Annotated in this window: 14 protein-coding genes; 9 read left to right on the top strand and 5 right to left on the bottom strand. The window is 61.7% G+C overall.

The window, feature by feature from the left end:
* The first annotated feature begins 58 nt into the window (after positions 1 to 58).
* Entirely contained in the window at positions 59 to 1147 is a 1089-nt protein-coding gene (locus ASU23_RS16920) for an S-(hydroxymethyl)mycothiol dehydrogenase (protein ID WP_007730860.1), read from the top strand.
* Positions 1144 to 1770, top strand: a complete 627-nt coding sequence (locus ASU23_RS16915) for an MBL fold metallo-hydrolase (RefSeq protein WP_007730862.1) — start codon at positions 1144 to 1146, stop codon at positions 1768 to 1770. The genes ASU23_RS16920 and ASU23_RS16915 overlap by 4 nt, the downstream gene beginning before the upstream one ends.
* A 49-nt stretch (positions 1771 to 1819) precedes the next feature.
* On the opposite strand, the gene ASU23_RS16910 is transcribed toward ASU23_RS16915, so the two are convergent.
* Complete coding sequence (locus tag ASU23_RS16910) at positions 1820 to 2812, bottom strand: phosphotransferase enzyme family protein (protein WP_058038315.1); 993 nt, start codon at positions 2810 to 2812, stop codon at positions 1820 to 1822.
* Between the two features lie 82 nt (positions 2813 to 2894).
* Positions 2895 to 3386, bottom strand: a complete 492-nt coding sequence (locus ASU23_RS16905) for an Lrp/AsnC family transcriptional regulator (protein ID WP_007730865.1) — start codon at positions 3384 to 3386, stop codon at positions 2895 to 2897.
* A gap of 137 nt (positions 3387 to 3523) precedes the next feature.
* On the opposite strand from ASU23_RS16905, the gene kynB reads away from it, so the two are divergent.
* From kynB to ASU23_RS16890, 3 genes are read left to right on the top strand one after another with little or no spacing between them, the layout of a single operon-like run.
* Entirely contained in the window at positions 3524 to 4255 is a 732-nt protein-coding gene (kynB, locus tag ASU23_RS16900; protein ID WP_058038314.1) for an arylformamidase, read from the top strand.
* Positions 4252 to 5517, top strand: coding sequence for a kynureninase (gene kynU / locus ASU23_RS16895; RefSeq protein WP_054187491.1), 1266 nt, complete (start codon positions 4252 to 4254; stop codon positions 5515 to 5517). The genes kynB and kynU overlap by 4 nt, the downstream gene beginning before the upstream one ends.
* A gap of 52 nt (positions 5518 to 5569) precedes the next feature.
* A complete protein-coding gene (locus tag ASU23_RS16890; protein WP_003943087.1) occupies positions 5570 to 7003 on the top strand; it encodes an amino acid permease in 1434 nt (477 codons plus the stop codon).
* A 13-nt stretch (positions 7004 to 7016) separates the two neighbouring features.
* Here the strand turns inward: ASU23_RS16890 and ASU23_RS16885 are convergent, their stop codons facing one another.
* Entirely contained in the window at positions 7017 to 7703 is a 687-nt protein-coding gene (locus ASU23_RS16885) for a dienelactone hydrolase family protein (protein WP_058038313.1), read from the bottom strand.
* A 56-nt stretch (positions 7704 to 7759) separates the two neighbouring features.
* On the opposite strand from ASU23_RS16885, the gene ASU23_RS16880 reads away from it, so the two are divergent.
* From ASU23_RS16880 to ASU23_RS16865, 4 genes are all read left to right on the top strand, one after another.
* Positions 7760 to 8704 carry a D-cysteine desulfhydrase family protein gene (locus tag ASU23_RS16880; protein ID WP_058038312.1) on the top strand — a complete coding sequence of 315 codons (945 nt, stop codon included), beginning with the start codon at positions 7760 to 7762 and terminating at the stop codon, positions 8702 to 8704.
* The gene (locus ASU23_RS16875; RefSeq protein ID WP_058038311.1) at positions 8701 to 9558 is read left to right on the top strand and encodes an AraC family transcriptional regulator; all 858 of its coding nucleotides are present in this window, start codon (positions 8701 to 8703) and stop codon (positions 9556 to 9558) included. Before ASU23_RS16880 ends, ASU23_RS16875 begins: the two co-directional genes overlap by 4 nt.
* A gap of 94 nt (positions 9559 to 9652) precedes the next feature.
* Positions 9653 to 10636, top strand: a complete 984-nt coding sequence (locus ASU23_RS16870; RefSeq protein ID WP_058038310.1) for an ABC transporter substrate-binding protein — start codon at positions 9653 to 9655, stop codon at positions 10634 to 10636.
* A 420-nt stretch (positions 10637 to 11056) separates the two neighbouring features.
* A complete protein-coding gene (locus ASU23_RS16865; protein WP_054827228.1) occupies positions 11057 to 12223 on the top strand; it encodes an alkane 1-monooxygenase in 1167 nt (388 codons plus the stop codon).
* 37 nt (positions 12224 to 12260) lie between these two features.
* Here the strand turns inward: ASU23_RS16865 and ASU23_RS16860 are convergent, their stop codons facing one another.
* Entirely contained in the window at positions 12261 to 13178 is a 918-nt protein-coding gene (locus ASU23_RS16860; protein WP_253741375.1) for a nuclear transport factor 2 family protein, read from the bottom strand.
* A gap of 32 nt (positions 13179 to 13210) precedes the next feature.
* Positions 13211 to 13849, bottom strand: a complete 639-nt coding sequence (locus ASU23_RS16855; protein ID WP_054827230.1) for an NAD(P)-dependent oxidoreductase — start codon at positions 13847 to 13849, stop codon at positions 13211 to 13213.
* Between the last annotated feature and the right edge of the window lie 45 nt (positions 13850 to 13894).

Raw genomic sequence — 13894 nt, 5'->3', positions numbered from 1 at the left:
GAAAACACGGCGCCATGTGACGACACGTCCTCAATCGCACGAAGCCAGGAGCAAAGCCATGCCACAGCAGGTACGCGGCGTCATCGCCCGATCCAAGGGTGCCCCCGTCGAAATCGTCCCCATCACGATTCCCGATCCCGGCGCCAACGAGGTAGTGGTCGCCATTGCAGCGTGCGGTGTGTGCCACACCGACCTGACCTACCGCGACGGCGGAATCAACGACGAGTACCCGTTCCTGCTCGGGCACGAGGCGTCGGGCATCGTCGAGAGCGTCGGCCCCGGTGTCACTCACGTCGAGGTGGGCGACTTCGTCGTGCTCAACTGGCGTGCAGTATGCGGGCAGTGTCGTGCGTGTAAGCGTGGCCGCCCGCAGTACTGCTTCGACACGTTCAACGCCGAGCAGAAGATGACGCTCGAAGACGGCACCGAACTGACGCCGGCACTCGGCATCGGCGCATTCGCAGACAAGACGCTCGTTCACGAAGGCCAGTGCACCAAGGTCGACGCCTCGGCCGATCCGGCTGTCGTCGGACTGCTCGGTTGCGGCGTCATGGCCGGCATGGGTGCCGCGATGAACACCGGCAACGTCGGACGCGGTGATTCGGTGGCTGTGATCGGGTGTGGCGGCGTCGGCGACGCAGCGATCATGGGTTCACGCCTGGCCGGTGCCAATACCATCATCGCCATCGACCGGGATCCACGAAAGCTGGAGTGGGCCACGGAACTTGGTGCCACGCACACGATCAATGCGACCGAGGTCGACGACGTCGTCGAAGCAGTTCAGGAGCTGACCGGAGGTTTCGGCGCCGACGTGGTTGTCGACGCAGTCGGCCGTCCCGAGACCTGGAAGCAGGCGTTCTACGCCCGCGACCTGGCGGGAACCGTAGTGCTGGTGGGAGTTCCGACGCCGGACATGAAGCTGGAAATGCCGCTGGTGGACTTCTTCTCGCGCGGCGGAGCCCTCAAGTCGTCGTGGTACGGCGACTGCCTGCCCGAGCGTGACTTCCCCGTTCTGGTCGACCTGTACCAGCAGGGGCGTCTGCCGCTCGAGAAGTTCGTCAGCGAGCGCATCAAGCTCGACGAGGTCGAGAAGGCATTCGAGACGATGCACCGCGGCGAGGTTCTCCGTTCGGTGGTGGTCCTGTGACATTGCGAGTCGATCGCGTCGTCACCTCGGGCACGTTCAGCCTCGACGGCGGAACATGGGACGTCGACAACAACATCTGGCTGATCGGTGACGACAACGAAGTGGTGATCGTCGACGCAGCTCACACCGCGCAGCCGATCATCGACGCTGTCGGTGGACGCAAGGTGATCGGAATCGTCTGCACCCACGGCCACAACGACCACGTCACCGTTGCGCCGGAGCTGGCCGAGAAACTCGACGCTCCGATCTACCTGAACCCGGCCGACGATGTCCTCTGGGAGATGACTCACCCCGGGGTGAAGCATCTGAGCTTGGAAGATGATCAGCGTATTGCTGTGGCGGGTACGGACATTCTGGCCATCCACACACCGGGCCATTCCCCGGGGTCGACCTGCCTCTACCTGCCCGAGGCGGGGGAACTGTTCAGCGGCGACACCTTGTTCTCCGGTGGACCCGGCGCAACGGGGCGGTCGTACTCAGACTTCCCGACCATCATCGGGTCCATTCGCGACAAGCTGTTCGCGCTCCCCGCCGAGACCAAGGTTCACACCGGTCACGGCGACGGCACGACGATCGGTACCGAGGCGCCGCATCTCGAAGAATGGATCCGCGCCGGATCCTGATGTGGTCAGAAGCGAAGTGGGGACGCCGGTACCGGCGTCCCCACTTTTGTCACAACGCTGATGCCCAACCGGCGGTGTCGTTCTCACCCGGGATTGCCATCAGGCCGTGCCACAGTTCGAGGATCTCGAACCATTCTGTCTCGGATCGGCTGAGGGGACGGACGGATTCGTAGCCGGCGCGCAGGCTCTGCCGTACCGCGATCGGTGTCGGTCGCCAATCGGTGAACAGGGTGCCCAGATAGACGCTTGCCTTGGCCAGGTCGCTCACCCGGTGCTCGATCACCACGTCGTCGAAGTCGAGTACTCCGGTGGTCCGAGAGTTTCGAGTCAAGATGTTGGCTGCACGGAAGTCGTTGTGTACCAGTTGAGTTTGGTCATCGAGCTCGGACGCACGCGCCAGGAGGCCCACGAGCCTACGCGTTGCCTCAGGCGCGAACCCGCGGTCGAAATTCTCGAGCCAACCACCGATGCGCTCCTTCAACCCGGTGCTGCGCGACGAGAAAACCGATCCGTCGACATGGGTGGCGCCGAGCGTTCGGTGTATTTCTGCCAGACATGCTCCTGCCGAACGGACCGCCGCGCGGTCTTGCACGTCCAACCAATCTCCCGCCAACTCCGGCAGTACGGTGAATGACACTGCGCACGAAGGCCCTTCCAGTGTTTCCCAGGCCAGCAGTGTTTCCCGGACCAGCAGTGTTTCCCGGTCCAATCCGTTCAGGGACGTAATTGGTGACGGAACGGGCACGCCCTGCGCGGCGAGTGCGCTCAGTAGGCGCGTCGACGCCTCCAGGTTCGCGAAGCGCTCTGTGGCGCGCGACCACTTCACCACCAGCCCACCGCGGTCGCTCGCAACCCACACAATCGCGTTCTGGTCACTGATCGCCATTCGCGAGCATTCGAGGGCCGTCAATCCCCAAGTCTGCTCGAGTACCGCCGAGACCCAATGGGTGGCTGCGCCGAAGCTGTTGAATCCGAATCGCTGCTTCAGAGCGGCTTCCGACTCCACCGACTCCCAGAGCATGGACAACCCGAGTGGCAACATGCCGTTCGACTCTAGTGGGGGAAGTTCGAATCGAGGTGTCGATCTCGGAAGCACCCGAAGACGCCTTGGCGACAGCTGCAGTTCAGCCGCCTTGACTCAGTTCGCTGAAGATCAGGTTGGTCTGGGTATTGGCGATGGCCGGATCGTTGAGGTGCGCGCTGACGAAATCGCGAAGCCGAGTGGGGGATTCACACGACACGTGCACCAGGAGATCACGGTCCCCACTCATCAGGAACACTCGCTGAACGGAATCCAATCCGCTCAGGTGCTCGGCAATTTCCGTCATCCGACTTCTGGCGTGGGAGTGAATCAGAATCGACACCATCGCCGAGATCTCGAGGCCGAGTAGCTCGAGGTCTATGTCTGCGTGAAACCCCTTGATGACGCCCGATTCGCGTAGAGCGCGCATCCGCGCCAGAGCGGTCGACGGCGCTATCCCGACCTTCTCGGCGAGTGCGTTGTTGGGGATGCGTGCATCCCGGACGAGTTCGCGGAGAATCGCCGTATCGACGTCGTCGAGCCGAACATGATTCGGCCGAGCTGCGGCAGCTGCCCGTTCGATCGCATTTATCATCCGATTTCTCCCTGCCGTCGCGAAAATATTCAGCATCTATTGACCGCGCCCGTCGATGATCCTAGCTTTTGCCAAACACATCGAATTATCAAACGGTCGAGATCTACACAGTCGACTGTTGCGACGAAGGGGTCTGGATGCTTCCGAGGATCGGCCGACACGCGGGCGACGGACACACGGGCGACTGGAGGGCGCGGTTGATCGACATCAGCCCGCCGATCTCCGAATCGACGCCCGTGTGGCCAGGCGATACCGCCTTCACCCGCGCTGTCACGTCCGACCTCGGCGGCAGTGACGCCGTCACCATCAACCGAATCACCACCACTCCGCATATCGGTGCTCACGCCGATGCGCCGGCGCACACTCGCATCGACGGTGCGCCCATCGGTTCCGTTCCCCTCGAGCCCTATCTCGGTGAGGCCCTGGTGGTCGACATGACGGGGGTCGACGGTGCCGCCTGCATCAAGCCCGTCGAAGAGACGGTGGAGCGACTCGGCGGCCATCTGCCGCAACGGCTGATTCTGAGGACGTACCCGAAGTACCCGCGCGAGTGGGACAACGACTTCGCCGGTGTATCTCCGGAGCTGACCCACTGGTTCGCCGACCGCGGTGGAGTTCTGATCGGAATCGACGGCGCCTCGTTCGATCCGATGGACAGCAAGACCATGGACGGGCACCACGCGGCAAGCGATCGTGGCGTCGCGATCCTTGAAGGACTTTGCCTCGACGACGTCGACGAAGGCTACTACGAGTTGATCGCACTGCCGCTGAAGTTCCTCGACCTCGATGCCAGCCCGGTACGGGCCGTGCTCCGGACTCTGCCTTCATCACCCTCAACGCCGACACATGCAGGAGAAGAATCGTCATGACATCGACAACCACACTTTCGTTGGAAGACTGCGTCAAGGCCGACGCAGTGGATCCCCTGAGGGAGTTCCGCCGCGAGTTCGCGATTCCGGAGGGCGTTCTCTACTTCGACGGAAACTCGCTCGGCGCGCGTCCCATTGCCGCGCAGGAATGCGCCGCGAGAGTGATCGGCGACGAGTGGGGCAACGGCTTGGTTCGCAGTTGGAACGAGGCTGGATGGTTCGACCTCCCGGTCCGCCTCGGTGACAAACTTGCCCCGTTGCTGGGAGCAGGTGAAGGCGAAGTGGTAGTGACGGATTCGACGTCGATCAACCTGTTCAAGGCATTGGCCTCTGCGCTGTCCATCGCGGCTGCTCAGGATCCCAGCCGGAAGGTGATCGTCTCCGAGCGCGACAATTTCCCCACTGACCTCTACATTGCGGAGGGCATCATCTCGCTGCTCGATCAGGGATACGAACTACGCCTGATCGACCAACCGGGCGACCTCACCGAAGCAGTAGGACCGGACACCGCCGTAGTGATGTTGTCGCACGTCAACTACCGCACCGGAAACCTGTATGCGATGACGGAAGTCACTGCAGCAGTGCAGGAACGTGGCGCCCTCATGATCTGGGATCTCGCACACTCGGCCGGCGCCGTCACTGTCGATCTGAGCGGTGCCGACGCCGACTTCGCGGTGGGGTGTACGTACAAGTACCTCAACGGTGGTCCGGGTTCACCTGCATTCATCTGGGTCAACCGTCGCCATCAGAACACCGGAATCCAGCCGCTGTCCGGGTGGTGGGGGCACGCGCGACCATTTGCGATGGAGTCGGCCTACGAACCCGGCGCAGGAATACGACGGTTTCTGAGTGGTACTCAACCCATCACGTCGTTGTCACTCGTCGAGTGTGGTCTCGACGTCATGCTCAAAGCTGACATGGCCGACATCCGCAGCAAGTCGCTCGCGCTGGCCGATCTCTTCATCAGCCTCGTCGAGGAGCGTTGCGCTGCTTACGGTTTGGAGTTGATCACGCCGCGCGAACACGAGAGTCGTGGATCGCACGTGAGTTTTGTTCATCCCGAGGGCTATTCCATCATGAAGGCTCTCATCGCGCGGGGCGTCATCGGCGACTACCGCGAACCCGGAGTGCTGAGGTTCGGTATCACTCCGCTCTATCTCGGATACGCCGACGTGTGGAACGCCGTCGACGTGTTGCGAGACATCCTCGAGAACAAGTCCTGGGATCGCCCCGAATTCCGCGAGCGCGACGCAGTCACCTGATTCTTCCAAGTTTCCGCGGACCGGGAGGTACCGCCTTTCGCAAGGAGCTTTCATGAGTGATTTCAAAAACATTCAGCAGCGAGAATCAGGTCTCAAACGCGAACTCGGCCCCAAGCAGATGAGCATGATCGCGCTCGGCGGTGCAATCGGCACCGGACTCTTCCTCGGCAGTAAGTTCGCCATCGGATTTGCCGGCCCGAGCGTCATCATCAGTTACGCGATCGGCGGGTTGATCGCCCTCCTGCTGATGGGTGCCCTCGCCGAAATGACTGTTGCACATGCGACATCAGGTTCGTTCGGTGCGTACGCAGAGTTCTACGTCGGACCGTTGATCGGCTTCCTCGTTCGCTATCTCTACTGGTCGTGCATCGTCCTCGCGGTCGGTACCGAGGTCACCGCGATCGGTGAATACATGCAGTTCTGGTTCGCCGACGTACCGTCATGGCTGTGGATCGTGTTGTTCTCCGGAGTGCTGATCGGCGTGAACATGTTCAACGTCAAGGCCTTCGGAACGATGGAGTACTGGTTCTCGACTATCAAGGTCTTCGCGATCGTGGCGTTCATCGTGATGGCAGCGTACGTAGTGTTCGGTAGCGGGAACCCGGACTACGGATTTCACAACTACACGGCCGGTGGCGGATTCTTCCCGAATGGTTTGTCCGGCATGTGGTTTGCCGTGATCGTATCGATCTTCAGCTACTTGAGCATCGAGATGATCGCCATTGCAGCCGGTGAGGCGGAAAACCCCGCGGTGGCGGTGAAGAAGGCGTTCCGTGTGACGATCGTCCGACTGTTCGTCTTCTACATCGCAACGCTTGCCCTGATTCTGGCAATCGCTCCGATGGACAAGATCTTGAGCGGCGGAAGTCCCTTCGTCACGGTGATGCAGGTTGTGAAGATTCCGGGCGCAGACAGTGTGCTGAACTTCGTGGTGATCATCGCCGCGCTGTCCGCGATGAACAGTCAGCTGTACGTGTCTTCGCGAATGATGTTCTCGCTCTCCCGTGCTGGTGACGCGCCGGCCATTCTCGGCAAGGTCAGGGCCAACGGCTCACCGGTCAATGCCTTGCTGCTGTCGACGTCGGGTATCGCCGTCGCAACCATCGTCTACGTGCTCTTTCCCGAGCAGGCATTCACCTTGATGATCTCGCTGTCGATGTTCGGGGCGATGGCGACGTGGCTGCTGATCTTCGTGACGCACTGGTTCTTTCGCAAGCGGATGGCAAGCGAAGGACGAACCCTCTCGTTCACGATTCCGTTCTTCCCGGTGGGGACGATACTGGGTGGTGTCCTCATGGTCGCGATCCTCGTCACGACATTGTGGGTCGAGGATTTCAAGATGACCTTGGTGTTCGGGGTGCCGTTTGTTCTTGCCGTGATCGGCATCTACTACTTCACCCGATCACGTCGGGCGCAGAGTCGAGCGGTAACGGCTGAACAGGTTCAGGACGAGATCACCGGCACGGTGGTCAAGCGGGTGCCCTGACTTACATTGGCAATCACAGGGTTTCGGCGAAAAACTCCATAGTGCGGGTCCAGGCGAGGGCAGCAGAATCCGGGGCGTAGTGGCTGGCCGAAGTGTCGTTGTTGAACGCGTGGCCGGCGTCGGCATAGCGGTACACCCGGGCGAGATCGGACGCGGTTGCGCGCAATTGCTCGACGCTCTCGGGTGGGATACTCGGATCCAAGTCGCCGTAATGGCCGAGCCATGGGACCTGCAGGTGCGCAGCGAGTTCGGTGCCTGCGGCAATCCCATCCCATCGGGCTTCTGCAACGCCGCCACCGTAGTACGTGACAGCGGAATCGACGAGGGGTACGGCGGCACACCACAGGGATGCGCTGCCGCCCATGCAGAATCCGAGGGAGCCGACTTTCTCTGCTCCCTCGGATCGGCTGTAGTCGACGGCGGCACGTACGTCGTGGCCGATGCTTGTGCTGTCGAGTGCCATGAGCGCATCCTTCGCGGACGGGAAGTCGGTGAAGGAGGTCTGTGCGCCGCGGTGGTAGAGATGCGGGGCGACGGCAAGGTAGCCGGCATCGGCGAGGCGTTCGAGGATGCTCTCGATGTGTTGGTTCACGCCCCACGCTTCTTGGAGAACTACTACCGCATGTCTCGGTTCACTCGGCGAATCCGGTCGGCTGACGGTCAGCGGTACATCACGTGTGGTCGTCGTGAAAGTTCCCATGTCCCGACTGTATGCGAGCCCAGCCTGTAGGTGCACGGTCGAACTAGACTCGTCAAATGTTGAGTTCCGCCGTTCCGCCGATCAGCTTGGGCAGTTGGCCGACGCCCGTCGAACCTCTGGCGCGTTGCGCGCAGGCACTCGGATTGGGGCCGGAAGATCTGTGGATCAAACGTGACGACGTCACCGGCCTGGGCGGCGGCGGCAACAAGATCCGAAAGCTGCAGTACACCTGCGCTCAGGCTTTGGCCGTCGGCGCGACGACTCTGATCACTACCGGTGCACCGCAAAGCAATCACGCTCGATTGACTGCATCCGCAGCAGCCCGTTTGGGATTGCGTTGTGTGCTGGTGCTCGGTGGTGCCGAGCCGGAATCCGCGCAGGGAAATCTCGTTCTGGATGCACTCGCGGGCGCTGAGATCGTCTGGGCCGGTGGGGACACGGCATCCGCGGTCGGCGCCGCAGCGCAGGCCGTTGCTGACTCGGGCGGAGTTCCTTTTGTCATTCCCTTCGGTGGTACCAGCGCGGTGGCCGCGCAGGGTTACGTCGACTGCGCACGCGAGATCGAGCAGCAACTCTCCGGCGTCGATCGCGTCGTGGTTGCTCTCGGATCGGGCGGAACGATGGCTGGACTTGTCGCGCATCTGGGCGTCGACAGAGTTGTGGGCGTTGATGTCGGGGCTGTTGCCGATCCAGTGTCGACTGTCGCTGGGTTATTGGACGAGATGCCTGGTCCGGCCATGCGAGCCGCAGATCTTCAGATCCTGCGAAACCAAGTTGGACAAGGATATTCGACGCTCACGGAAGCATCAGCCGGCGCGATCCGATGTTTGGCTCGTACGGAGGGCATCTTCCTCGACCCGACGTACACCGGCCGAGCCTTTGCGGGATTGATCCAACTCGTGAAGGACAAAGCCATCACGGCGGGATCAAAAACGGTCTTCCTGCACACCGGTGGGTTGCCTGGCCTGTTCGGACATCCCGAACTGTCGACGCTGCGGTGAGCGAGCAGATCGACTACCCGCTCAGCAGTCCGCTCGACGAACTGTCCGAGTGGCAACGCGTCGTTCGACCGCTGCGCGTCAGTGCCGACGGGTACTTGCGGTTGGCGACCAATCGGCTGGCCGTCGATTCGGACTACACCTGGGAGATGCACCGCCACAGCGATCACGAATTGCTGTGGGCGATCGACGGTGTTCTCGAGGTCCGTACTCCGGAGACTGTGTACACGGTGCCGAGCGGAGTCAGTCTGTGGATCCCGTCCCTTGTTCCCCACGAGGTGACAGCGCGCAGCGGCACAGAATTGTCGTGCACGTGGTTGGTGGCATCCGATGTGACCGGGTTGGATCGTGTGGTGGCCTTGTCCACCCCTCCACTGCTCGAACAAGTACTCGATCACCTCACCCGAGACGACTTGACGGACGCGGCTCGTCGACGAGCCGAGGCGTTTGCCATCGACCTCGTCGAACCTGTTCCGCGACTGATTTTCGATGTACCGCTGCCGACGACGCCGTGGCTTCGGCAGATCGCAGATCAGTTGGTCGCCAGCCCGGCCGACACCCGATCGGTCGAGGAGTGGGCCACCGACGCGAAGGTCAGTACGAGGACTCTCACACGAAGGTTTCCGGCCGAGACCGGATTGACCTTCTCGGAATGGCGTATGCGATTGCGGGCTCATCACGCGATGCAACTTCTGGCACTCGGTCGAAGCATCTCGTTTGTGGCGCGGAAGACGGGTTTTCGTTCCGAAAGCGCGTTCGGTGCGGCTTTTCGTCGAACGATGGGCGTGACGCCGGGGGAGTTTGCAAGCCTGATCGATCATCCGCGCGCGCCAATGACCGATTGGCTACAGGACTAGTCCGAACAGCGACTCTAAGTGCCTCGATCGGACTTGTGCCGTGCCGCAGAATGAACTTAGGGTTGGCTAAACAATCACCCTGTAGGAGTTCTGCGTGCGCGCAATTCGATCATTTTCTTTCGGTTCCAGAGTCATTGCAGCGGCGGCGGTTGCCGTCGTAGGTGCGATGGTGGTGACCGGCTGTTCCTCGTCGTCGGCCGACTCCGAGCATGCGGACGTCCGGACCGTCGCGTCGGCGTACGGGGACATCGAGGTTCCGGTTTCACCTGAGCGCGTCGTCGCCGCGTCGTACGACACTCCTTGGCAGCTCATGTCCCTCGGAGTGAAACCGGCTGCTGTGCAGGACTACGGCAAGTGGATCAGTGAATTCACGCCGGAGCAGCAGGCCTTCGTCGACGGGCTCCCGACCATCGGGCCTTTCGGGGAAATGAACTTCGAAGCGATCGCTGCGGCGGATCCCGACATCATTGTCGGCGACGCCGACGAGGTGGACCAAGCGGCGTTCGACCGTCTGTCCGGCATTGCACCCACCGTCATCGTCAAGGGAGAGAGCCGAGGCGACTGGAAGAAGATCACCACCGAGCTTGCTGAGGCAATTGGCAAGACCGACGTGCTCGAGTCGACGCGGACTGCTTACGAAGAGAATCTCGAACGTGTCCGTGGCGAGTACGCCGACGTGATCGCGACCAACAAGTGGATTCACATTTCACTCGGAGACGCGCCCGGCGCTTTCTCGGTTCAGCAGCCCACCGGTGCGATCGGCAATTTGGTGGTCAACGAACTCGGATTGGCGTACGGGCCCGGTGTTCCGACCAATTACACCGATGCCGGATACGCGTCCTATCCGATGGAGCAGTTGGCCGACATCCTGAACGGCGTGACGGTCGTGCTGTATCCGCTGAACGCGGACGGGTCGACCAGTGCGGCGGTTCAGGCGGTCCTCGACGACAACCTCTTCACGAGGCTGCCGGCGGCGCAGGCCGGGCACGTCTTCGGATTGCAGTCGAGCGTCACAGACTTCGTGACCGCGAACGGTTGGCTGAACGAAGTGAAAACGAAGGTGTTTGCAACGCTCTGACGCTTGCTCACCTTTTCACTGCGTGCCCGCAACTGACCAGTTGAGGGCGCGCAGTCTTTTTGGTCGCCACTACGAGCGGAAATCCTGTCCTCTGCTTATGATTTCTGTCACTGCCGGTTACCGTTACTTCGACGAGGGCGACGCGGTTCGACCTTGCCTTGGCAGGGATCATCGATCCTCGGCGACGTGCGGAGGTGGTCGCCATCCCCGCAGATCCGTGGGGTATTTTGTCCGTATCTACTGTCGGGGTGAGCAGTGATGTGCGGGGGAGTTTTTGGTGAGTACAAGCGCTCGTGCCGTCTTTCGAGCAGGGCGCTCTGGATTTCGGGACCATACCCGTCCGGACGTTAGTTCTGGTTTGCTGAGCGTGAACGGTGCGTGGGGCGAATCGTTCGAGGGGACGAAAGGCGAGATCGGCGAATGACAGCGACTTCCGACGCACGGCGTACCGAATCGAACGCTGTCCAGAACACCGACTCGCCGTCCGGCGAAAATCCGCGCTGGCGCGACCGCAAGAGGTACCTGTGGCCGCTCGGATTGCTGATTCCACTCAGCCCGTTCCTCTCCTGGTTTCTCGTCGACAACCTTCGTCTCGGATTGTTCTGGGCGACCGGCGCGTGGCTACTGGTCATCGTCATCCCGATCATCGACATGTTGGCCGGTGAAGACGGCGAAAGTCCGCCGGACGATGCGATCCCACGACTGCAGAAAGACCGCTACTACCGCTGGTGCACTTACGCGTTCCTCCCCTTGCAATACGCCGGTCTGGTCTTCGCCTGCTGGTGCTGGATCAACGCTCCGATGGGAATCGCGGAGAAGATCGCGATGTCGTTCACGGTGGGCGTCGTCGCCGGCGTCGGTATCAACGCGGCCCACGAGCTCGGCCACAAGAGCGAGAAGATCGAACAGTGGCTCGCGAAAGTGGCGCTTGCGCAATCTCTCTACGGGCACTTCTACGTGGAACATAATTTCGGCCACCATGTGCGTGTAGCGACTCCGCAGGACCCGGCCAGCTCGCGGTTCGGTGAGAGCTTCTGGAGGTTCTTGCCACGAAGTGTGTTCGGCGGCCTGCGTTCTGCCTGGCGGATCGAGAGCGCTCGACTCCAGCGGAAAGGCAAACGAACCTGGAGCTTCGAGAACAATATTCTCAACGCTTGGGCGATGAGCGTTGTCCTTTTCGCGACGCTGATCGGTATCTTCGGTTGGGAGGTCGCGCCCTGGCTCCTGCTGCAGGCAGTTGCCGGATTCACCTTCCTCGAAGCCGCGAACTACCTCGAGCATTACGGCCTGCTGCGTGGCAAGCGTGCCGACGGCTCGTACGTTCGCTGCAGCCCCGCTGACAGTTGGAACAGCGATCACGTCGTGAGCAATCTGTTTCTCTACCAACTGCAGCGGCACAGCGATCACCACGCCAACCCGAAGCTGCGGTACCAAAGTCTGCGTAGCGCGGCCGAAGCGCCGCAACTTCCGGCCGGCTACGCAGTGATGATCGTGATCGCGTGGATTCCACCGCTGTGGCGCCGGGTGATGGATCAGAGATTGTTGGACTACTACGACGGCGACACAGAACGAATCAACGTCGGCTGATCACGTAGCCCTCTCTGAACTGTTCGGAGTTGTCGTCTCAGCGACCGCCGTCCCACACGGTGTTGCCGCTTGCAGTCGTCGACGGGTAGTCCTGGACGGCGTCCCAATGCTCGACGATTTTGCCGTTCTCGTCGAATCGGAAGATGTCCATCGAGCCGCTGCCGGCCGTTCCCTCACCGGACGAAGCGAAGGTCTGAATAAAGACGAAGTCGCCCTCGGCTACCGTCCGTGGAAACTTGGTGGCCTTGTCTTCGGTAACGGGTTCGATCCCGGCCAGTGCGGTGACAAATGCGTCCTTGCCGTCAGCGAACGAGGGGTTGTGCTGCGTGTAGGTCGGACCGACCAGCTGGTCGGCAGCCTCGGCGGCTTTGCCTTCGTTGAAGGCGAGCTGCAGGAACGTCAACGCGTTGGCCGTGTTGCGCTCCAAGACTTCTGACGACTTGGACGGCGACGAGGTGGGTCCGTCGAACATCGTGTTCGGATTCGCGGACGTTTCCGGCACGTCTTGAATGGCATCCCAGTGTTCGACGATCTTACCGTTGTCGACGCGGAAGATGTCGAATACCGCCTGGCCGCGGTCGCCGGGTGCAGACGTGGTGTGGGACTGGAGGGCAACCAGATCGCCCTCGGCGAAAACGCGAGTGATCTCGGCATGCAATCCGGGTGTGGCCTCGACGTAACCGCCTATGCCGCTGACAAATCCGGCTGCCCCATCGGCGGCGGTGGGGTTGTGCTGGATGTAGACGTCGCCAAGGTACCGGTCGGCGGCTTGCTGTACCTGACGGCCGTTGAACGCCAGTTCGTAGAAGTCCGTGACGACGGTCCTGTTGGATTCGAGTTGATCGCCCTGTTCGGCAACAACGCTCGTGGACGTCGTAGAACTGCTGGGCGTTGCGGATTCCGCGTCGTTGGAGCACGCAGTGAGCAGGAGTGCGGCGGCAGCGGGAACAGTCATCCAGGCTGCGCGCCTACGAAGGTTGCTCATATTCAGTGTGCGACGGTGAAACGCTGGCGACGGTGTGCCGGAGTCTCGATCTCGTCGACAAAAGCGTGTGCGTAGTCTTCGCCCGCGATGGCGGAGTTGCCCTCGGCGTCCGTCAGAAGGATGTCGCCACCCACCTGGAAGGATCCCTTCGGAGCGACGCCGGCATGGGCGCCGAATGCTGCGGCCGGGCTCACGTAGAACCAGTCGACATTGCTGTCGGTCGCGCGGAGCGCATCGAGGACGTCGGCGTGAGCGAGTGCCTCACCCTTGTATGCGTCCGGGAAGTCGGGGGTGTCGACGACGCGCGGCCCACCCTCGGAGACCAACAGGCTGCCGGCGCCACCGACTACGGCAATGCGAGCACCGTTGCGTGCGGCGGCATCTGCGAGGGGAGTGACGGCGTCGAGCAGGCGCTTGCCGTCGATCTCGCGAGCGGGGATGGCAACGACAACGACGTCGTTGTCTGCCGTGATCTGCTCCACGATCGTGTTGTCGTGAACAGAACCCTGCACGACATTCGTGTCGGTTCCGGACTGCGCGCTGCGAGCGACGACGGTTACCTCGTGGCCGCGTGAAGCGGCTTCTTTCGCGATTGCGCTTCCTGCAAAACCGTTTCCACCGAATACTGCGATCTTCGACATGGGGTGTGCCTTTCCTTGATGTCGTCGTTGTGCTTGCAGTAGTAA

Source organism: Rhodococcus sp. KB6 (assembly GCF_001445685.1).
Taxonomy (GTDB): Bacteria; Actinomycetota; Actinomycetes; order Mycobacteriales; family Mycobacteriaceae; genus Rhodococcus_F; species Rhodococcus_F qingshengii.
This window is presented reverse-complemented; position numbering and strand designations above follow the sequence as displayed.